Source organism: Candidatus Bathyarchaeota archaeon (assembly GCA_026014465.1).
Taxonomy (GTDB): Archaea; Thermoproteota; Bathyarchaeia; order Bathyarchaeales; family Bathycorpusculaceae; genus JADGNF01.
The window spans coordinates 65,294-86,005 of record JAOZID010000010.1; the positions used below are offsets into that span (position 1 = coordinate 65,294).

Sequence of the window (20,712 nt, forward strand, 5' to 3'; positions counted from 1 at the left end):
GATGGAGGTGATATAATGGCAGATATTGTTGAAACAGCAGTTGCAGCAGGCTCCTTCCAAACGTTAGTTGCAGCGGTTAAAGCAGCAGACCTAGTTGACGCCCTAAAAGGCAACGGGTACCTAACGGTTTTTGCACCCACCGACGTAGCTTTTGAAGCATTACCCAAAGGCACTGTCGACAACCTTTTGCAGGACATCCCCAAACTCAAGAGTCTTCTGTTGTATCACGTGGTTTCTGGAAAAGTCTTAGCATCAGATGTTGCCAAACTAAAAACTGCAAAGACCCTGCAAGGGCAAAACGTGAAAGTTGACGCCGCAAAATGGCACCTGCACCTGAACCCGAAAATCAACAACGCAAACATCGTCAACCCCGACATCATCGCAGACAACGGCGTAATCCACGTCATAGACCGTGTGCTTATGCCAAACCCTGAACTTAGCTGTCCCATCTGCGGCATGGGCTTTGCTGACAAAAACGAGTTGATAGACCACAAAGAAGGCGCACACCCAGCCATAGCAGCAAAATAAACACACACCACCTGTGATACACCTTTTTCTTTTTTATGCGTTAGCTTATTGTATGCCCGGCTGTTCTTGTTTTGGCATGCAAAATAGTTTGATGTGGCAACGCAATGTTTTGTCTAACGGTTTGACGGTGCTGCTTTTTCCACGGCAATCACGGTTAACGGCGCAGCTGGCGGTTACCGTTAAATGCGGTTCAAACAACGACGCTTTGGATAAGTCGGGGGCGGCTCATTTTCTTGAACACATGGTCGCTGGCGGTTCCCCTTCACGTATCCAAGCTTCCCGTGGCATAGAAAAACTCGGCGGCTTTGTAGACTTCTTTACCACCCACGACTACACCATGACTCTTTGCGATGTGCTGCCTGAACGGTTACTTGAAGCGGCAACAATTATCTCGCACTTGCTCTACGATTCAGAGTTTACACAGGAAAATTTTGAGACTGAAAAGAAGGTGATTTTGCAGGAAATTGCCGAAGCTGAGGATAGCCCTTGGGTGCAGACCGAGGAGTTGTTGGCTAAGCATCTTTTTAAGAATCATCCCGTGAGGCATCCTGTGTCTGGTTATCGGCGAACCGTGCGCAGCTTGAACCTACAAGACATCAAAGAAACCCACCGCGCCTACTACCAGCCTTCAAACGCGGTTTTGACGTTAGCAGGCAACTTTTCGCAGCCTCAACTTGAAACAGTGCTGGAAACCTTTTCGCCCAAAGGAAACAGCTTCCACACCCCAAAAAACGGCGACACCCAAGAGAAGCCGCCCCGAAAACGCTTGATCTGCAAGGAAAAAGCGGGGCTTTCCCAGACCTATTTGCGTGTGGGTGCTAGGACGGTTTCAGGTAGAGATGCGGATATACCTGCGTTAGAACTGCTTAATATGATACTGGGGGGCGGCGCGAGTTCTAGGTTGTTTGTGGAGTTGCGTGAAAAGGAAGCTTTAGCGTACAATGTGGGGTCTTGTCAAGAATGCGGTACTGATTACGGTTACTTCCATATTGACTGCGCCGTGAAAAGCAAGAACCTCGCCAAAGCCCTCAGGCTCATCGAAAAGGAACTGGAGAAGCTTCGAACCCAAACCGTCCCCGACAACGAACTCTCCAAAGCCAAAGACATGATAATCGGCGCAATCTACAGAGAAATCGACAGCCCCACAACCCTGCCCGAAACCCTAACCAGCATGGAACTCCTCTTCGAAAACAATACTGCCATAGACGACTACGTCCAAAAAATCAGGCAAACCACCGCCGACTCCCTACGCGAAACCGCCGCGAAGTACCTCCAAGACAGTAGCTGCTCCACGGTGACTCTTGCCCCTAAAACTTAGGTGTTTGGATGCGTTTTGTCTGCGTGTTTTGGGGTGGCTTTAAAAGCAAGTGCTAATAGAATTTAGTGACTATATAGTGTGAGTGTTCTTGGGTGGAATGATGTATGCAGGAGAAAATTCGGGTAGTTGTTGGGGTTGACGGGTCTGTTCAGTCTAGGCGGGCTTTGGCTGAGGCTGTGACTATTGCTCAGCGGTTTTCGGGTTTTGTAAAGGCAGTTTCAGTTTACGATAAAGGCTCAAGAGATAAAGCTAAAGACATTTTGGATAAAGCAGAAAACGCGTTGCTAATCAACGCTGGCATACACTATGAAACCCAGCCGATTTTGGGTTCGAATCCTGCAAAAGCGTTGGAGTTGCTCGCGAAACAGGAAAACTTTGACCTCATCGTGGTTGGGCGCAGAGGCATAGGCGGCGGAGTGTCCCTGCTGATGGGCAGCGTCTCAAAACAGATCGTAAGCAACGCATACTGCAACGTCCTCGTCGTAAAAAACAGGTAACACGCAATCTGTAGGGTAGCGTAAAGTATTAGCACAAGTTCTGATGTTATGCTGTTAAGGGGTGAATGATTTGTCAAGAAGGGCAAAGAAAGCTGAGGGTCTAGAACACCACAAGCAACTCCAAAGAGAAAAAGAACAAAAACGCAAAGAACGCAAACAAGTATCCCTCCCAGCAAAACACGCAAAAGGCAAGAAATAGCCACAACTGCAAGTACCTGTTTTTTCTTGTTTTCTTTTTTCTTTTTCTGTTTAGGGTTTGTATGTGCGTAGTGTTTGGCTGTTTATGGCAACTATTATGGTGCTAAGTGTCATCAGTATGGCGCCGACCGCGGGTTCTATAACAATGCCCCAGTTAACAAGTATACCCGCAGCTAAAGGAATCGCAACTATGTTGTAGCCTCCTGCCCACCACAGATTTTGAAGCATCTTCGAATAGGTCTTCTTGGAAAGCTTGGTAACTTTGGAGACATCACGCGGGTCGTTTTTCACCAGTATGATGTCGGCGCTTTCTACTGCAACGTCAGTTCCAGCACCTATGGCAATGCCCACATCCGCAGTCGCAAGAGCAGGAGCATCATTAATGCCATCCCCCACCATCGCCACTTTGTAGCCTTTTTCCTGCAACGATTTGACCTTGCTTGCTTTCTGGTCAGGCAAAACCCCCGCAAAAAACTCGTCAATACCCAACTCCCCAGCAACGCTCTGCGCCACCTTCTGTGCATCCCCAGTAATCATGTAAATCTTCACGCCGTTTTCCTTAAGGGTCTGGATAGCTTCTTTGGATTCCCCCCGTATCTTATCCGCTAACGCAAAAGCACCTGCAAGTTCGCCGTCTACTATGGTAAAGACCACGGTTTTGCCTTCTTTTTGCAGCGCCGCAACTTTTTCGTCCTCCTCCTTAAGACCCATTTCGTCTAACAGCGCAGGGCTCCCCACAACTACAGTTTTGCCTTTGACTTTTCCTTTCACGCTTTTTCCTGCAGTTGCCTCAAAACTTTTTACTTCAGGAATCTCAACGCCTTTGTCTTTCACGTAGCTGACGATAGCGTGGGCAAGGATATGTTCCGAATTTTGCTCAACTGCCGCCGTTAAAGCCAACAGCGTCTTCTCTGGAATATGAGAAACCACATCGGTTACGCCAAATTTGCCCTCTGTCAACGTGCCTGTCTTGTCAAAAACTACGGCGTCCAAGGCGCGGGTCATTTCGAAAGCCTTGCGGTCGCGAATTAAAATCCCGTTTTTCGCGGTCAAAGAAGTAGAAAGTGCGATGACAAGTGGTATGGCTAGGCCTAATGCGTGTGGGCAGGCAATGACAAGTACGGTTACGGTTCGGGTGAGGGCGAATTGGGTGTTTCCAAGTATTGCCCAGGCTATGTAGGTCAAGACGGCTACGGTTACGGCGACGTAGAAGAGAAATGCGGCTGCTCTGTTGGCTAGGTCTTGGGTTTTGGAGCGGCTTTGCTGTGCGGTCTTAACGAGGTCTACGACTTGGGCGAGGTAGGTTTCTTTGCCTGTTTTTTCAATGCGTGCTTTTAGTGAGCCTTCTTTGTTTATGGCTCCCCCGATGACTTGGTCGCCTTCTTCTTTGTGAACAGGCGCTGACTCGCCCGTAATTAACGCTTCATTGACGTAAGATTGCCCCTCTACTACCACAGCGTCTGAGGGAATTTTTTCGCCGGGGCGAATCAGAACGATGTCGCCTTTTTGCAGTTTGGATACTGAAACATCTTTTACTTCGCCGTCCTGAACTACATGTGCTACTGTGGGCATAATCTTCACCAGCTCTTCTAGAGCCCTTGACGCTCCCAGTACGCTTCGCGCCTCTATCCAATGCCCCAAAAGCATAACGTCAATCAAAGTTGCAAGTTCCCAGAAAAAATCTGAGCCTATGGCAACAAAAACTGTAGCTGCTGAATAGAAGAACGCTACTGAAATCGCCGTGGCAATAAGCGTCATCATGCCTGGCTGGCGTTTTTTAACCTCCATAACTACGCCTTGGAGGAACGGGTATCCACCGTAGAAGTAGATGGCTACTGCCAAACCCAGCAAAATATAGTCTTGGTAGGGAACTGTGAGGGTGTAGCCAAACCATGATTGAATTGTCTGTGAAAGAAGCAGAACAGGAACTGTAAGAATAAGGCTGACAAAGAACCGTTTTTTGAACATACCCGCATGCATCATATGCCCTGCACCCTGATGCTTCATACCCGAACTCATACCACCCTGTGACGAATCATGCTTCATACCCGCATGCATATCCTCATTTTCCTTTCCCCTCATTAAATTCCGCCAAACACGTAACTTTTTTCAAAAGAAGCAAACAACGCCGCTTAGGTTAACTTTAGCTCTTCAGCAGCGACGCTAAACAACAATTTTGCCTCCGCGCATCTATACTATGGGCGCCTTAACATTAATGCGTTTCCACAAAACCCCACAAACTGCCACAAAACCGGGTTATTTCTTGTCGGGTATGAACTGCATGGAGATGCTGTTTACGCAGTGCCGCGTGTTTTTCTTTGTGAAGCCCTCGCCCTTGAATACGTGTCCTAAGTGGGCGCCGCAGTTTGCGCATTGGATTTCAGTGCGTAAGCCGTCCGCGTCGGGAACCCGCTTCACCGCCATTGGGATTTCGTCGTCAAAGCTGGGCCAGCCGCATCCAGCATCAAACTTGCTCGTTGACTGATACAACTTTGCGCCACAGCGCCTGCACACATAAGTGCCTTTCTCCCAGAAATCATAAAATTTGCCCGTAAACGGCGCTTCTGTGCCCTTGTGAACTATGACAGCTTCTTCTTGAGGCGTCAACTTCTCTGTTTTAGGCTTGTCTTGCACTAAAAATTCACCCCTTAACTAATACGCGACTAAATAAAAAAACCGTTCGATAACCTTTCTGACACGTTAGCAGAAGGAGAGAAACGCTTCGGTGGGGGGGTTATTTGTTTTTGAATCGGTTTTTGTAGGCTTCGTAGTCGGGTACGCGCCGTGGGTATTCTTGATTCATTAGCGGCGAGGTTATGATGAAGTCGGCGCTGGTTCGGTCGCAGGCTACGGGTATGTTCCAGACGACGGCTACGCGCAGCAGGGCTTTGATGTCGGGGTCATGGGGCAGCGGCTCAAGGGGGTCCCAGAAGAATATGAGCAAATCTATGGTGCCTTCTGCTATGCGCGCGCCGATTTGCTGGTCGCCTCCCAATGGACCGCTTTGAAGCGAAGTGATTTTCGAGCCCAGCTCTTCCTCCAAAAGTTGACCCGTGGTTCCCGTAGCGTACAGTTCATGCTTAAGCAAAACGTCCTTGTTGAATTTCGCCCATTCACGCAGGTCCCCTTTCTTGTTATCATGTGCAATAAGCGCAATTTTCTTTTTCTGCCCCAAAGGAACTAAACGATGAGCCACAACAACTCCTCCAGATTCTACAAACAACCTTCATCAACAAGCATCTATATCACTTGCTACTATAAACTATAGATTCGCCCTCTACACGCTTTGGTCTGGCAAACCTTATCTTGTGCAAAACAATAGCTCTTGACATGATTCTACGCCGCGCTTTTTACATGCAAGAAGTCCTCACCGTCGCGCGTAACCTGCTGGGTAAAACTCTTGTGCACGAAACCCCCCACGGCACCTTAGCGGGGAAAATCGTGGAAACCGAAGCGTACCTTGGACCCGAAGACAAAGCCTCACATGCCTACAACAACAAACGCACCCCCAGAACGCAGACCCAGTTTGGCGAGAAAGGACACGCCTACATCTACTTCATCTACGGACTCTACTACTGCTTCAACGTTACCGCAGGTAACACCCCAGAAAAACCCGAATGCGTTTTCTTCCGCGCCATAGAGCCCACCCAAGGCATCGAGTTCATGAACCAGCGCCGACCCGCCGCAAAAGGCAACCCCAAAAAGCTGGCAAATGGACCCAGCAAACTATGCATGGCACTAGACCTGACCAAAAAGCAAAACGGCATCGACATGTGCCAGCCTCCCCTCTACATTCTCGACGAAGGAGAAACCGTAGCCGATGACTGTGTTGTGGCGGCGCCGCGAATCGGTGTGGATTACGCTGATGACTGGAAGCATAAGCCGTGGCGGTTCTACATCAAGGATAACCCGTATGTGTCTGTGAAAACAAAAACCGCCGATACGAAAAAAGAGTGGGGTTAAGAACTTGTTGGTGGCTGCGGGTTTTTGGTTGCCTGCTGTTTTTGGTGGTCTGTGTTTTTGTGTGTTTCAAGCTTGTTTTTTCGCCGCAGTTGCAGTCCTTCTGACAGGAATAATACGGTGGCTATGGCGTTGGTTGCCGCTAAATATATTAGGTCTATGCTGGGTAATACTCCATGTAGGAAGAACTGGCTTGCGATTATCACAAGTTCGGTGCCTACCACTCCTGAAAAAAAGAGGGAGTAGCACATCAGTCGGGGCACGAGGTTTCTGCCGATCCACAAGTGCCCACTGATGTTGACTTTTTCTTTAACTATGTATTCGCCGTATCCGTTTTTTTCCAGTAAGCCGCAGGCTTCTAGTTTTTGCAGGTGCCAGTATGCTACGCTGGGGCTGCTTAGATTGTTGGCACGCATGACTTCGCGTGGTCCTACAGGTTTGCCCTCTTTGACCGCGTAGCTGTAGACGTTAAGGGTTTTGCCCTCCAACGATTCAGTGTCTGCGTGGGTCATAGCATTCTAGCTCCTTGGCTGTATGATTACTTCGCCGTACTGATCTACTACAAACACTTTGTCTGCCATAGAAACGTTGTCGTACACGTAGCCGTCGCTGGTTTGCTCCCACTGAAACTGTATTGTGTTCTCTGCAAATGCATGGGTGTCTCTGGGTACTGTGTCGTTGATGTAGCTGGAAAGTGATGCATGGAAAATTATGTCGCCTGTTAGCTGCTCAATTTTCTCTGGGTCATAGTATCGGTTTGGAACTTCGCGGTCATCAAATAAGGCAAGTAGTCTTGACTCGTTAGGTGCCCACAGTTGGTTGAAGCCGTTGGGTGTTCCGGTCATACTGGTGATGCCGTGCATATCAAGGTCAGACGGGAAGTCACTGCTTAGCGTTTTTTGGTGTTGGTAGTAAGTTTCTGGTCCAGCAAATGTTGGGGGCCAGTCACTTGGGCGTTCTACGTCGATTCTGCCTGTTACATCGACCCATGTGCCGTTCATGTTCATGCGTGTGAAGTCATATTTGCCGTCAGCGTATTCTTCGTAGATCATGACGCCTTCCATCCAGTAGCCCGTGCTGTTCTCTTCAAAAGGTCCATGCTTGCTGAATTCTTCGTTGTTAGGTACCCATGTGATGTTGTAGTATTTGCCATCTACCCATGCGTATTCAGCATCCCATCCACGCCCGCTTCTCCAACCTGATTCTGCAGGTTTGTTGTAGTTCGGCGTTTTTGCATCGCAGGCTACAGCCATGATTTTTGCGGTTTCGTTGCTGTTGTTGGTTATGTTCACGACGGTGAAGTATGAGATACCTGTGAACCTATCAGGCATTGAACTGGGGTTTATGCTAAAGTTGGCGTAAAGTACGTCGATGCTGATGTCTGCGTAGGGTCCTTTGGGTGGTTCGGGGTATTGTCTGATGGTTGAGAAGTCGATTTTTGACATTAACAGTGGCGAAGCTGCGGTAACTCCTAGCGATATCGAAAGAATGGCGGCGATTAAGATTTTTGTTTCGTGTTGCATTTGAGTTTTCCTCAGTTACCATTTCGGGTAAGTGCCTATTAGCTCTGGTTATAGAACAAAACGTTTTAGTGGTAGAACGCAAAACCTGCCGCTCAAACAGAAAAGGCAACCCTGATAGTTGAAACAAAAAAAGAAAGAAGCGTGTTGGTTAGGTGGGTTGGACAGTTTTTTCGTCATCAGCTAAGTTGTCTTTTAACGTGTTGTAGTGCCTGTTTTTGCGAAGCAATATTATGCCCTCGGTTAGGAAGAGTCCCGCAGCGACCGCAGTGACTGGTACCAGATACAAAACCGTTAAGCTGGGCGTTCGTCCTTGGAAGAAAAACTGAATAAGCAGTATGGCAAATTCGACGGCTAGCATGCCAAAGAAAAAGAGGGAGTAGCACATCAGTCGGGGCACGAGGTTTCTGCCGATCCACAAGTGCCCACTGACGTTGGCTTTTTCTCGTACAACGTACGACCCGTATGCGTTCTTTTGTAGTAAACCAAGAGATTCTAGTTTTTGCAGTTGCCTGTATGCGGTGCTTGGGCTGCTGAGGTTGACGCCACGCATGACTTCGCGTGGTCCTACGGGTTTGCCCTCTTTGACTACGTAGGCGTACACGCAAAGGGTGGTGCCTTCGAGGACTTCAGCATCCAAGTTTGTCATCTTCTTTTAGCTCCTGTCTGCGATGAAGACTTCTATGTCCCACGGGTCAGGCTCGAACATCTGGTTTGCCTCAAGAACACCATTGTAGACAAAGTTGTCGCCTTCTGGCTGCAGTTGTATCTGCTGGATTTCTACGATAGGTACACTGGTGTCAGTCATTGTTCCGTTTATCATACTGCTTGTGTCAGTGAACCGCACTTGTCCCATCAAACTGATTTCTACGTTTCCACCTTGAAGGTACTGTACAACATCCGCATCGTAAGCAAAGACCGTGCCGCTAAGCATTATTAGCCGCGATTCATGTGGCGCCCAAACAGAGTCAAATTTGCCTTCTCCAGTGTAGATGGTGACCCTGTGCGTGTTATAGTCACCGTAGTTGTCGGTTCGGTTGGTTTCAGGAGGAATAACAGGGTTTTTCGTCGTTATTGTTGTGCTTATGGTTGTACCGTTGCCAAAGTCTTGTGTTGAGGTGCTTGTTACGTATCCTGGGTCCCAGCCTTCAGGCAAGGGTGCTTGGAAGTTATACCAAGCAGAGACGATGTTGTGCTCTGCTGAAAGTATGTTGCTAAAGACGCCTTCGCGTTCGGGCACTTCGATTCTGCCAGTTACGTCGGTCCAGGTTCCGTTGATGTACATGTAGGTGTAGGATAGGGTGCCGTTGACGTATGTATCAGAGATTTCTACGCCTTCACGCCAGTACCCCTCGTCTGGGAAAGTTGCATCGCTTTTCACAATCCAGGGAACAGACGAAGGATATGGTGGTTGCCCAGGTATGTCGGGGTGTGGAGCCGATGGAACATTGCCAGAGTTCGGTATCCATGTGACGTTGATTAATTCACCGTCCAGATACACGTACCTTTGGCTGCCCCCAAAGGTCGAAACTCCGTCTGCTGCAAGGGAACTGGTTCCTCGGGTCCAGTTTTGCGCTGCAGAGGCTTCCAAAAAGTCAAATGTCACATCTTCATCAGAGAGGTTGGTTATGTTGAGCACCATGTTGTAGTTGACGGTTGTGGGGGTCTCGTTACCGTGGTACCATTCAGGCACGGACAAGGCGGGGTCGGCGGGTTGGACGCTGAAGCTGGCGTAGGCAACGTTTGCGGTGACTTCGGGTTTAGGTCCTTCAGGCAGGTATGGGTAAGGCGCTAAGTCAAGTTCTGAAATCAGCAGAGGTGATGCGGCTGCGATTCCAACAGACATTGAAAGAAGAGCTGCTACGAGTATTTTTATTTCGGCTTTCATTTGAGTTTCCTCAATAGCCCTTTGAGCAAAAGTGCCTATTAGCTCTACTCACGGAACGCACCCGTTCCACACTGGAACACCACCCGCCCCAACCACCACGCAGCCCCAAACACAAAAGCAAACAAAGTGCAAGTTTAAAGAGGAAAACGCCCAAAGTAGTAGGTGAGGTGAAAAATGTATGGGTTGGGGTAGCGCTGGCACGCCGCCGTGGGTAGACGAAAAAGCAATCACCGCAGAAAAACGGCAAAAAGCCTTAGAAGAAGCCGAAGCAAAAATCAAAGTCCTCCAAGAAGAAAACACGGCGCTAAAACAGCAAATCGAAAAACTACAAAAACAAATACAAGAACTCAAAAAATAACCCCCACACTTTTTCCATCCGCCAAAAACACCAACCTATTAGGATGCAAATAGAGATTCTATGCAGAACCTATAGGGGGGTCTGTGTTTTGTTTGTTTTTTGTTTGTGGTGTGGGATAAATGTTATAAGTTGGCTTTGTTAGTGATGCATGTTGGGGGATTTGTGTTGAATTTGTGGAAGCTTCGTTTGTCTATGGTTGGTACTTTGGCGTTGATTATTGGTTTGTCAACGTTAGTTTTCAGTGTCGTTATGACGTTGACGGGTACTTTTAGTTTGGTTACTATGGGGATTCTTGTGGTTTCCTTTAACATTGCGCAGTGGCTGTTTTCGCCGTATCTTGTTGGGGCACTTTACAAGGCGCGTGAACTCAAGCAGAGCGAAAGCCCAAGGCTGCATGCAATTGTTAGCAACCTAAGCGAGAAAAGCCGCATCAAACCCCCCAAACTTATGATATCCCAGATTTCCCTGCCTAACGCTTTTGCTTACGGCTCGCCAATTTCAGGTAACCGCGTGGCTGTCACGCAGGGGCTGCTTAGTAATTTGAGTGAGGGCGAGGTTGAAGCCGTTTTAGGTCATGAACTGGGGCATTTGAAGCACCGCGACGTGCAGGTCATGATGGCTGTTAGCTTTTTGCCTTCGCTGTTTTATTTTCTGGGTTACTCTTTGATGCTCTCAGGCATATTCGGTGGAGGTCGCAGAAGCAGCGGAGGCGACAACGGCACTGGTGCACTGTTGGGTATTGCGTTTATGGCGTTTAGCTGGGTTTTGAACCTGTTTACTTTGTATTTGAGCAGGCTGCGCGAGTACTACGCTGACCGACACAGCGCCTCAGTCGTGCAAGACGGCGCCTCCAAACTCAGCACAGGCTTAGCGAAAATCGTCCACGCAAGCGCCCGCGTCAGCAACCCCCGCAAACAACAACAAACCCAAGACACCCTCTCCTTCCGCGCCCTGTTCATAGCCGACCCCGAACACGCAAAACAAGACTCCGCCCAACTGCACGCCTTCGAATCCGCCAGCGGCAACCAAAACCTCGTCGACGAAATCCTGTCGCGAAAACTCACCTTCACCGACAAACTCATCGAAGCCCTATCCACGCACCCAAACATAGTCAAACGCCTGCACGCCCTCAAAGAACTCAGCAACACCCCCGCTTAACCTCCAAAAACCTCCGCTGCTACGCCGCGACTGCCTGTGGGAGCTGTTTTGTTCTGTTTTTTCTTTTTTCTGTTGGCAAAACTGTTTTAAATATGAGTTGACGTGTTATTTTCCCGTAGTCTGCATTGAGTGGTGGACATTTGAATAAAACTAAGAAGATAATTGCTCAAGCCCGCAAAGAACACCGTAAGGCTCTTTTGGAAACAGAGGCGAAAACTATCTGCGCAGAATACGGCATCGCAGTCACCAAGTTTGAACTGGCAAAAACAGAAGAGCAAGCAGCCAATTACGCTGAAAAAATCGGGTTTCCCGTGGTTTTGAAAATTGTTTCTCCTGATATTGTTCACAAATCAGATGCAGGCGGCGTTAAAGTTAACCTTAAAACCCCGCAAGAAGTCAAAGCTGCCTACAAAACGATTCTAGATAACGCCAAAAAATACAAGGCAGACGCCCAAATCGTAGGCATCCTGATTCAGGAAATGGCTCCCCAATCCACCGAAATCATAATCGGCGCAATCAAAGACCCAACGTTTGGTCAGACTCTTATGTTTGGGTTAGGCGGCATTTTCGTTGAAATGCTTAAGGACGTTACGTTCAAAGTTGCGCCCCTCTCTGAACGTGATGCTTTAGACATGATATCCGAGCTCAAAGCGTATCCGCTGCTCAAAGGCTTCCGCGGCTCATCCCCCGCAGACGTCAACGCCATCACAGAAATCCTGCTAAACACCTCCAAACTAGTCATGGCACACCCCGAAATCAAAGAACTCGACCTCAACCCCGTCATGGCATACGAAAAAGGCGCAAAAACCGTAGACGCACGCATAATCCTCGAATAACCCCCAAACACAACAAGAGCGTATCCACGCCCTTTTTTGGCAACCAAGCTACCAGCGGTTATAATGCACCATTTCAGAAACGGGCTTTCTGTCCGTGATGGCGCCTTTTTCTTCGGCGGGGTAACCCACAGGCGTCATGGCGACCACTTTGATGTTGCTTGGGATTCCCAGAATTTCCTTGGTTTTTTCTTCGTCAAACGCGCACACCCAGCATGTTCCTAAGCCTTGGGCAGTGGCGGTTAGCACTAAGCTTTGAAGCGCGATGGCGGCGTCGATTTTCCAGATTTCTTCGTTGTCTTTTTTTTGCCACGCTTTTTGGGGATCTGCGCATGCGACTATGATTAGGGGCGCGGTGAAAAACCAGTTTTTCGGGTATGCTTGTTGCATGCGTTGTTTTGCTTCGGGGGCTTGGATTACTATGAACTCGCAGGGTTGACGGTTTACCGCTGACGGGGAGAGCCTAGCTGCTTCAAGTAGCTTTTGCAGTTGCTCTTCTTCCACGGGTTTGTCTTGGTAGCTTCTTATGCTACGACGAGCCTGTACTGCCTCAAAAACATCCAACTACAGCACCACCTTTCACTTGCGCACACGCCCAAATATGTTTTTTCCGCAGCCGCCAACGGTTACTTGCGGGGCGCAATTGTTTCAACTACCCTTAGGAGTTGGTATCCAAAAAGCACAGCTGCAAAATAGGTGGGCCACAAAATCACGGGCCAGTTCATGGGGGCGTAATCCCAAAGGTTGGTGGATACAGCAAACAGCTCCATGGAGATTAGGGCGCACATTCCAAAGACGCCTAAGACGATTTGTTGGATTGCTTCTTTTTGGAAGTGTTTTCTTCGTATTACTACTATTGTCAGCCAGCCTAGTAAGAACCCTGCGAAAAGTACGTACCAACTTGCGCTGAACTGAAACGCGAAATCCATGTCTGACTCATACAGGTCATCTCTTAAAAACGTAGCCGCCTAAACCTGCTCTTTTGTGTGTGTAATAGTGTATTATTGAGCACAAAATCAAATAAGCCTCTTTTGGCGTACTAATTTCATATTCTAAATTCATAAAACCAAAAAACGTGGGCAACCAAGAGGAATCAAGTGAAGAGGTTAAAAGTGTATGGGAAAAATCCGACTCCAGGTCACCATAAGGGACGACATAGTTCGTTGGATGGACAAAAACGTTGAATCCCGCAAGTTCGCGTCGCGTAGCCACGCCATCGAATACTCGGTTATGCAGATGATAAAACAAGAAAAAACCTTGTCGACTTAAACGTAGCCAACCCTGGTGCCGTTAAACCCGTTTCTTGTTTTTTCAGTGGGAGCAATGCTTAGCTGGCTGGTTATGGCTCCGCTGTTTCACAAGCTTTTTCAAATTCTTCGGGCGACATGATATCCGCGTTAGCAAGTCTTTGACAAAAACTATCCCGCGCACAAGGTTCACTAATATACGAACGATAAACCGCCGTAAGAAGATAAACCGCCATACCCAAAGACATCGGCTTTTTAGCCATCGCCTCTAACTCTTTGGAAACCAAAACTAAATCATCATAAACTGCATCAGGCAAACTAACCGTTTTAACCATAACCAACACTTCCTATACCTAACAGTTAGGCTGTAGAAGCTTAAACGGTTTACTGGGTCTACAAAGATGCAAAGAAGAAAAGAAAAAGAGGTTAGTTTTTGTTCTCGCCGTTTTTGTATAGGCGAGAGACGTTTTTGCGGTTTTTGAACACGAGCAGGGCGGCAAAGCAAATGGCAACTGATGCCAATCCGCCAAAGTAGTATTCGGGAACCACCAGTAAGTGACCGCTGTTTCCTACAGTGCCCGTGGCTGCTGTGCTTGCTTTGTAACACGAATCACCCATGAATTCTGCTTTCATCGCGTACAAGCCGTTTTCTATCTCTTCAGGCACATCACAAACAAACAGGTACACACCGTCAGGACCTGTCTGGAACCCCCCAATTTTAATCCACTCAGCGCCGTCAAAGTAGCTAATTATTACGGTTTTGCTTGGGACGGGTGCGCCGTTGCTGGTTAGTTTGCCTGTTATGTTCGTGGTGTTGGAGCCTGTTTTGTCTACTGTTTCGGGGTTGCAGTAAATTGTTAGTTCTGTGGGTGCTAAGGTGCCTGGTTTGAAGGTGGCGGTTATGGTTCCGGAGCCTTTGATGGTTGCTGTGGTGCTGGTTGATGTTTTGTCGTCTACGTGTATGTTGCCTTTGGTTTTCCACTCTTTGAAAACGTAGCCGTCGTTGGCAGTAGCCATGATTGGGATTTGTGCTCCATCTTCGTACATGCCTGTCTCTGAGGGCGTGACTACGCCGCCTCCAACTGGGCTTGCAGCAAAGCTTACTTCATACTTGCTCACAGTAGCCGTGGCGTATTGCGCAGTGATTGTGCCTGGGAATTTGACTTTGAAGCTGTTGCCTTGCAGGTTTTGGTCCATTCCTTGGGTGGCACTCCAGAGGTAGGAGGTTTCAGGCGCTGAGGACGACGCGATGGGGCTTTCAAAGCGGTAGGATAGGTAGCTGCCGCTGTTAATCCAGCCTGTGGTGTAGGGCAACTGTGAACCCCGTACTTTTTGGTCGTTTACAGTAACTACGGGGCTGGAGGTGTCTTTCTTTACCTGGTTTGATGTGTCAAAGTGGACTTTTACTTGGTGCGTGTATGTCCAAACGTAAGTGTCAGAGCCGCCCCATTTGGGTGCAGTGCCGCTCCATACTACATCGCTTGAGTACCAACGCTCAGATTTTGAAGCATCCAACACGTTACCTGGCTCAACCGACCATTCAGTACTGCCCCACATCATCAACGTGTGCGGCTCAGAACTAAGCGTATACGTCCGGGACCGCAACAACAAATCACAATAATGCAGCGTAGGCGGATTAGGATCTCCCCCACCCACCACATCATAACTGACAGTCAAATTATACGTCAAAGACGCCTGACCCTGAGGCACCAAAGACATCATCATGAAACCCGCTAAAACCGCGGTCATAATTATCAGGAGCTTGGATTTTTTCATCATACTTCATCCCTTTCTGGATTCATGTTTATGCATACACAAGATAGTCTCCTTTTATAGCAAAACTCTCACAACCCCAATATATCAAAAACCGGCATGTACGCCCCTGGCAACATGCAAATCCGCTTCTCTCCAAGGCTTTCTTGCTGCCTGAATTTCAAAAACGCCCTGCACTGGGCTACAGTAAAATCTGATGCGTGGCTGCACAGTTATTTGGTGAGGTTTTTTTGGTGGAAGGCTTTTTGGATGGTTCGTGCGGATAGGTTGTGTTTGTGGGCGGTTTTTCGCAGTGAAGTTAGTAGGCGCAGGTAGTTTTGGGTGGTGAACAGGTTTTGGGGTGGGTTGCCTAGGAGGGCTTGCCAGGCTGGGGCGTCGAAGATGCCGTAGTTTTGGGGGTCAAAAAAGGTTAGTATGACACTTGCCATTACGGGGCTTACTCCATCAAGGGTGGTGAGGCTGTTTATGCGGTAGGCGTCTTGGGTGCCCACAACGTTAAAGACCTGACCCGTGATGCGGGCAACTTCTGCTTCGTCATTTTTGGCTACTGCCTCCAAAACCCGCTGCTTCTTTGAATTTTCCCCAAGTTTCCACTCCACCACCTGCACCAAGTCTTCCCGCGTCAACGCCTTGTTCTTGCGAAACTTTGCACCCAACGCCTGCTCCTTTTGCACCAGCCACCCATTAGCCTTATCATACTTCCTACTCCACTTCAAAAGCTCCGCCTTATCAACCATCAAGCCTCACCAAACACACAAACTGCTATACCTTGCAGCCTTCAAACCAAAAAGGTTTCCCCCAAAACCCACAAAACACAACCCCCCATTCTGCCCAAACTCTATCTTTGCGCGCATGTTTTGATGTAGCCTGTTTGTGCATGTTGGGTTTGTTTTGGTTTAGTATGTATTAACATCAAATCAGAAACACAAAGTTTTTGTGTCAGTTATTCCCACAATGCACTTTGGATGAGGCTTCTAGTGAGAGGAGAACTGTGAGTGGAAAAATTTATCTATACCATTTAAAAGCCGTGCAGGACGCATCGTCTATGGGCTTTTCGGCTTTGGATACGTGTCTGTTTTCGGAACATTGGTTTTATGCAAAAACGAGTCTCCAGTATGTAGAGAGCGTATGCAAACAAGGGTGGTTGAAATGTTGAGAAAAAAGTTTAGTTCCACATTATTGATTATATTCTTGGGGGCAGCGGTGCTTTTGTTGCCCACAATCTCTCAAGTAGCGGCAATACCCGCAGCCACCACCATAAAATTCGCGGCAAACGGGTTAGACACCTTTAGCGGCGGAACCGTATTCACCATAGACGGCACTATACAAGTTGACTATTGGGATTTATCCTGGCGCACTTTCCAATGGACAGCAGGCAGCACCCACACTATAGCGGCATCTACCCCACTTACGGGCTGGGATAGCACCGTCTACAGTTTTGATAGCTGGACTAACGGCAACGGCCTAACCAGCGCAGTAGGCATTTTCACTGTTCCAAACGAAGACACAACCGTGACCGCCAATTACGGTCCTGCAACGGTTGAGGTTAACTTTGCTGCAAGCGGACTTGACACATTCCCCGGAGGCGTTGTGCTCACCGTTGATGGCTTAGGCTACAACTATCACGATTTGCCTTCAACTCATTTCATCTGGGAAAAAGGTTCCACCCACACAATAGCGGCATCTACGCCTCTTACTGGCTGGGATGAAGCAATTTACACTTTCGCGGGTTGGACTAACGGCAACGGCTTAACTGGCGCTACAGGCACATTTACCGTTCCCAATGAAGACACGACCGTAACGGTGCACTATGAAGTTGCAACGGTGCAAATCGACTTTGCCACGAGCGTGCTAGACACCTTCACGGGCGGCGTTGTACTAACGATTGATGGCTTAGGCTACGACTACTACGATTTGCCCTCAACTCATTTCATCTGGGAAAAAGGCTCCACCCACACAATAGCAGTCTCAACACCCCTCACGGGTTGGGATAGCACTGTTTACAGTTTTGATAGCTGGACTAACGGCAACGGTCTAACAGGAACCTCTGGAACCTACACCACACCAAACTTCAACACCACCGTAACAGCAAACTACAAAAACACAACCACAACAGAACCCAAAAGCACCTCCATCACAATCAACTGCGCTCCCCAAACCGTAAACACAAATCTAACCAACACCACAACCCTCACAGGCACCCTAACCCACGACAGCACCGGCATACCTGACAAAACCATCCTGCTTAGCTACTCTGACGGCGGAGCATGGACCCCCATAGCCACAACCACAACACAAAGCGACGGCTCCTACACCCACAACTGGCAAGTCCCCTCAACAATAGCTAACGGCTACTACGTCATAAAAGCAGAATTCACAGGCGACGAAACATACACAGCCAGCACGGCAATAACGGGAACCACAGGCAACGGCGCAGACCTGCTCGTAGTCCCAGAGTACACATGGGGTGGCTTAGCAGCACTACTAACATGCTTAGCAGCACTACTGCTCTTCAAAAAACGCGACAGCCTCCTACACCACTAAAACCAAAAAACAACCCCCCATTGCCCGCAACACCCCAACCCCTCTTTCCCTATTTCCCAAAAAATATTCTTGCAGATTTATTTTAAAACATAAAATTGGCGCCAAATTTTGTTTTTTGTTTGTGTTTTACTGGTCATTTTTGTGGTTTTTGCCATGTTTTGTTTCTTGCTTGTGAGATTGGCGTGGTTTATGTGAATTCTGGCTATTGCCTGTGTGGTTTTTGCTTGGTTCATGGTTGGCTTCTCCATGATAATATGACGATAACCTTATAGATGCACTTTGAATTATTCAAACCAGATTTCACCTAAGAGAAAGGAGAAGAAACAAGTGAACAAACTGAACAAAAAAACCCTATTTTTGCTTACCGCCGTTTTTTCTTTGGCCATATTTTTTTCCTGCATAACGCCTACTGCTAACGCAACAACCTGGACCGCAGAAACCGTAGACCCCATACGCTACACCTCCCAAACACAAACCTCCATAGCCATAGACTCCAACGACAATCCCCACATAGTCTACCGCGACTACAACAACGGCGACCTAAAATATGCCCACTGGAACGGCACCACATGGGACATAGAAACTGTTGACTCTACAGGGCAATACGCAAATGACTGCGTAATAGCTCTAGATCCAGATGATAATCCCCACATTGTATACGACGCCGATAGTGGTGGAATTTTGAAGTACGCTTACTGGAACGGCACCCTTTGGAACCTTGATGAAATAGATGCCGACCCCTACATTAGATACGATTCTTATGATATGGCTGTTGATGCAGAAGGCAATCCGCATATAAGCTGCTATTGTTCCGCGTATGTTTTTCCACCTGGAATAACTGAGTATGAACTTAGATATGCAACCAAATCTAATTCAACGTGGGTCATCCAAACTGTTGATTCCGCAGGTACCGTTGGACAATACACTTCCATAGCCGTTGATTCACTGGGTAACCCCCATGTTAGCTATTACGATGTCACCCATAGCAACTTGAAATATGCCCGTTTTGATGGAGCAACTTGGCATTTAGAGACGGTAGGGTCACCATTGGGAACCGTGGGACAGTACACATCTTTAGCCTTAGACTCAACAGATAACCCCCATGTTGCCTATTATAGCTACCAAGAAGCAGCACAGAAATATGCATACTGGAATGGCTCTGTTTGGGTTACTGAAACAATAGGCTTGGGAATGAGTTCTGGAAGCATATGTGATATCAAAATCGCTTCTGATGGTAACCCTCATGTAGTATACTACAATAACTCTGCATACAACGGGCTTTCTTATGCACACCGAAACAATACCCGTTGGGCTGTGCAAACCCTAAATTTGGGCAGTCATGTATATTCAACTTCCATATCCTTTGAACTAGACTCAAGCGATATTCCCCATATAAGCTACATGAACAACGACTTCTTCATAAAGTATGCAACTACAACTGCAACTCCTTCACCAGATGAGGTTTTCGCCGTGACTTTTAGCCAAATGGGCGTAAATCCTGACTTTAACGGGTCTGTCTTAGCTGTTGATTGGGTGAATTATACCTTGGCGGATTTGCCAGTAACCCTTAACTGGACTGTAGGTAGTAGCCACAATTATGAATACTATCCAAATCTTGGCATAGATTCAGGTTCACGTTACTCTTGGTTCAGAACTTCAGGCATGTCAACACAGAGAAGTGGAACTTATACTCCTTTTGAAGCGGGAAACGACAGCATCTTGGCATCTTACGGCAAACAATACTACGTTACACTTGATAACGGTGGATACGGAACAACTAGTGGTGACGGCTGGTACAATGAAGGCGATACAGCGAACATATACATGATTACTCCAGTAGTTCAAGAAAACGAGTATGTTCGACACTCTTTTGCAGGTTGGATCGGCTCAGGCCCCGGCGCATACACAGGACCCGACTACTTTACTTCAATTACGGTTTATGGCCCCATAACTGAAACAGCTCAATGGAAAACTCAGTACAAGGTAATCTTCGATACTTCAGGTTTCGATTCTTCTGTTGCAGCCACCGACTTAATCGTTTCATATGTGCCTTCTAGAAGTAACTACACAAGCTATACCCTAAACATAGATATGCCCTGCGAAAGCTGGTTTGATAGTGGCGCCCCAATTAACTACATCTATCAAGACACTGTTTCAAGCACAACTTCAGGCAAACGATTCGAGTTAGATTTGTCTGTTCCTTCTTCTGTGTCTTCCTTAACGGGGCCAATGACAATAGTTGGATACTACAGACCGCAGTATCAGGTGACTTTTTCGGTGTCGCCGTCTGTTGGGGGAGCGATTTCTCCTGTGGGGTATAATTCGTGGCGGGATGCTGGGTCTTTGTTGGTGAATGCTACGGTTAATTTGGGTTATGAATTTGGTTACTGGAGTGTTCTAGGTGATGCTGAAGTGCTTGACTTGGCGGATAATTACACTGCAATTATACGTGGTCCATGCTGGATAACCGCGAATTTTGAAGAGAACTCTTCAGCTTGCCCTCTTGCCACCAAAGACGTAACCATAACCTCTAACCCCTCTGGAGACGGCTTCATCAAAGTAGACGGCGAAACCATAACCACGCCGCGCACTTTCACGTGGAACCTAAACAGCAACCACATCATAGAAGCTCTAAGCCCCGTAAACGTCTCTGACACAACCTACCTCTACACCAACTGGAGCAACAACAACACACAAATACACCAAATAACCATCTCCCAACAAACCGAAGACACCATAACCGCAACCTACCAAATCCAAACCCCCTTCGCCGTCCCAGAATACACCCTAGGCGCACTGCTTGCCCTCGCAGCCTGCTTCGCCGCACTAGCCACCTACAAACACCACAAAAACCACAACAAAACCTAACCCCCACTCTCCTTTCTCCTTT

22 protein-coding genes and 1 pseudogene are annotated in these 20,712 nt (G+C 47.9%); 11 read left to right on the forward strand and 12 right to left on the reverse strand.

From position 1 onward, the window contains the following. The first annotated feature begins 15 nt into the window (after positions 1-15). The 4 genes and pseudogenes from NWF04_02425 to NWF04_02440 all read left to right on the forward strand — a co-directional run bounded on the left by NWF04_02425 (position 16) and on the right by NWF04_02440 (position 2,542). A pseudogene (locus NWF04_02425) lies at positions 16-426 on the forward strand (fasciclin domain-containing protein). Between the two features lie 178 nt (positions 427-604). Then, on the forward strand, positions 605-1,846 hold the full coding sequence (locus NWF04_02430) for an insulinase family protein (protein ID MCW4005443.1): 1,242 nt from the start codon (positions 605-607) through the stop codon (positions 1,844-1,846). A gap of 104 nt (positions 1,847-1,950) precedes the next feature. Further along, positions 1,951-2,343, forward strand: a complete 393-nt coding sequence (locus NWF04_02435) for a universal stress protein (GenBank protein MCW4005444.1) — start codon at positions 1,951-1,953, stop codon at positions 2,341-2,343. A 70-nt stretch (positions 2,344-2,413) separates the two neighbouring features. Then, positions 2,414-2,542 (forward strand): hypothetical protein, encoded by a 129-nt coding sequence (locus NWF04_02440; GenBank protein ID MCW4005445.1) that lies wholly within the window; start codon positions 2,414-2,416, stop codon positions 2,540-2,542. Positions 2,543-2,592: 50 nt separating this feature from the next. Here the strand turns inward: NWF04_02440 and NWF04_02445 are convergent, their stop codons facing one another. The 3 genes from NWF04_02445 to NWF04_02455 all read right to left on the reverse strand — a co-directional run bounded on the left by NWF04_02445 (position 2,593) and on the right by NWF04_02455 (position 5,737). Beyond that, positions 2,593-4,560 (reverse strand): copper-translocating P-type ATPase, encoded by a 1,968-nt coding sequence (locus NWF04_02445; GenBank protein MCW4005446.1) that lies wholly within the window; start codon positions 4,558-4,560, stop codon positions 2,593-2,595. A gap of 237 nt (positions 4,561-4,797) precedes the next feature. After that, on the reverse strand, positions 4,798-5,175 hold the full coding sequence (locus NWF04_02450) for a methionine-R-sulfoxide reductase (GenBank protein MCW4005447.1): 378 nt from the start codon (positions 5,173-5,175) through the stop codon (positions 4,798-4,800). Positions 5,176-5,275: 100 nt separating this feature from the next. Further along, the gene (locus NWF04_02455) at positions 5,276-5,737 is read right to left on the reverse strand and encodes a methylglyoxal synthase (GenBank protein ID MCW4005448.1); all 462 of its coding nucleotides are present in this window, start codon (positions 5,735-5,737) and stop codon (positions 5,276-5,278) included. A gap of 134 nt (positions 5,738-5,871) precedes the next feature. Between NWF04_02455 and NWF04_02460 the strand changes: the two genes are divergently transcribed. Beyond that, positions 5,872-6,504 (forward strand): DNA-3-methyladenine glycosylase, encoded by a 633-nt coding sequence (locus NWF04_02460; protein MCW4005449.1) that lies wholly within the window; start codon positions 5,872-5,874, stop codon positions 6,502-6,504. Here NWF04_02460 and NWF04_02465 read toward each other — a convergent pair. From NWF04_02465 to NWF04_02480, 4 genes are all read right to left on the reverse strand, one after another. Further along, positions 6,501-7,013 carry a hypothetical protein gene (locus NWF04_02465; protein ID MCW4005450.1) on the reverse strand — a complete coding sequence of 171 codons (513 nt, stop codon included), beginning with the start codon at positions 7,011-7,013 and terminating at the stop codon, positions 6,501-6,503. The genes NWF04_02460 and NWF04_02465 overlap by 4 nt on opposite strands. A gap of 6 nt (positions 7,014-7,019) precedes the next feature. After that, positions 7,020-8,024 carry a hypothetical protein gene (locus NWF04_02470; protein ID MCW4005451.1) on the reverse strand — a complete coding sequence of 335 codons (1,005 nt, stop codon included), beginning with the start codon at positions 8,022-8,024 and terminating at the stop codon, positions 7,020-7,022. A gap of 148 nt (positions 8,025-8,172) precedes the next feature. Continuing rightward, the gene (locus NWF04_02475; GenBank protein MCW4005452.1) at positions 8,173-8,670 is read right to left on the reverse strand and encodes a hypothetical protein; all 498 of its coding nucleotides are present in this window, start codon (positions 8,668-8,670) and stop codon (positions 8,173-8,175) included. A gap of 6 nt (positions 8,671-8,676) precedes the next feature. After that, complete coding sequence (locus NWF04_02480; protein ID MCW4005453.1) at positions 8,677-9,909, reverse strand: hypothetical protein; 1,233 nt, start codon at positions 9,907-9,909, stop codon at positions 8,677-8,679. Positions 9,910-10,087: 178 nt separating this feature from the next. Between NWF04_02480 and NWF04_02485 the strand changes: the two genes are divergently transcribed. The 3 genes from NWF04_02485 to NWF04_02495 all read left to right on the forward strand — a co-directional run bounded on the left by NWF04_02485 (position 10,088) and on the right by NWF04_02495 (position 12,261). Beyond that, positions 10,088-10,267: a hypothetical protein gene (locus tag NWF04_02485; GenBank protein MCW4005454.1), complete on the forward strand. Its 180-nt coding sequence runs from the start codon at positions 10,088-10,090 to the stop codon at positions 10,265-10,267. Positions 10,268-10,459: 192 nt separating this feature from the next. Continuing rightward, the gene (locus NWF04_02490; GenBank protein MCW4005455.1) at positions 10,460-11,425 is read left to right on the forward strand and encodes a zinc metalloprotease HtpX; all 966 of its coding nucleotides are present in this window, start codon (positions 10,460-10,462) and stop codon (positions 11,423-11,425) included. Positions 11,426-11,565: 140 nt separating this feature from the next. Continuing rightward, positions 11,566-12,261, forward strand: coding sequence for an acetate--CoA ligase family protein (locus NWF04_02495; protein MCW4005456.1), 696 nt, complete (start codon positions 11,566-11,568; stop codon positions 12,259-12,261). Positions 12,262-12,309: 48 nt separating this feature from the next. On the opposite strand, the gene NWF04_02500 is transcribed toward NWF04_02495, so the two are convergent. Together NWF04_02500 and NWF04_02505 are read right to left on the reverse strand one after the other, a co-directional pair. Continuing rightward, the gene (locus tag NWF04_02500) at positions 12,310-12,822 is read right to left on the reverse strand and encodes a nitroreductase family protein (GenBank protein MCW4005457.1); all 513 of its coding nucleotides are present in this window, start codon (positions 12,820-12,822) and stop codon (positions 12,310-12,312) included. Positions 12,823-12,884: 62 nt separating this feature from the next. Further along, positions 12,885-13,187 (reverse strand): hypothetical protein, encoded by a 303-nt coding sequence (locus NWF04_02505; GenBank protein MCW4005458.1) that lies wholly within the window; start codon positions 13,185-13,187, stop codon positions 12,885-12,887. Between the two features lie 187 nt (positions 13,188-13,374). On the opposite strand from NWF04_02505, the gene NWF04_02510 reads away from it, so the two are divergent. Further along, positions 13,375-13,527 (forward strand): ribbon-helix-helix domain-containing protein, encoded by a 153-nt coding sequence (locus NWF04_02510; GenBank protein MCW4005459.1) that lies wholly within the window; start codon positions 13,375-13,377, stop codon positions 13,525-13,527. Between the two features lie 70 nt (positions 13,528-13,597). Here the strand turns inward: NWF04_02510 and NWF04_02515 are convergent, their stop codons facing one another. The 3 genes from NWF04_02515 to NWF04_02525 all read right to left on the reverse strand — a co-directional run bounded on the left by NWF04_02515 (position 13,598) and on the right by NWF04_02525 (position 16,015). Next, positions 13,598-13,840, reverse strand: coding sequence for a hypothetical protein (locus NWF04_02515; GenBank protein ID MCW4005460.1), 243 nt, complete (start codon positions 13,838-13,840; stop codon positions 13,598-13,600). 91 nt (positions 13,841-13,931) lie between these two features. Further along, entirely contained in the window at positions 13,932-15,284 is a 1,353-nt protein-coding gene (locus NWF04_02520; protein ID MCW4005461.1) for a hypothetical protein, read from the reverse strand. A 206-nt stretch (positions 15,285-15,490) separates the two neighbouring features. Continuing rightward, positions 15,491-16,015 carry a hypothetical protein gene (locus NWF04_02525; protein MCW4005462.1) on the reverse strand — a complete coding sequence of 175 codons (525 nt, stop codon included), beginning with the start codon at positions 16,013-16,015 and terminating at the stop codon, positions 15,491-15,493. A gap of 475 nt (positions 16,016-16,490) precedes the next feature. Between NWF04_02525 and NWF04_02530 the strand changes: the two genes are divergently transcribed. Together NWF04_02530 and NWF04_02535 are read left to right on the forward strand one after the other, a co-directional pair. Further along, the gene (locus NWF04_02530; protein ID MCW4005463.1) at positions 16,491-17,822 is read left to right on the forward strand and encodes a hypothetical protein; all 1,332 of its coding nucleotides are present in this window, start codon (positions 16,491-16,493) and stop codon (positions 17,820-17,822) included. Between the two features lie 327 nt (positions 17,823-18,149). Continuing rightward, positions 18,150-20,690, forward strand: a complete 2,541-nt coding sequence (locus tag NWF04_02535) for a BNR repeat-containing protein (GenBank protein MCW4005464.1) — start codon at positions 18,150-18,152, stop codon at positions 20,688-20,690. Positions 20,691-20,712 lie beyond the last annotated feature (22 nt).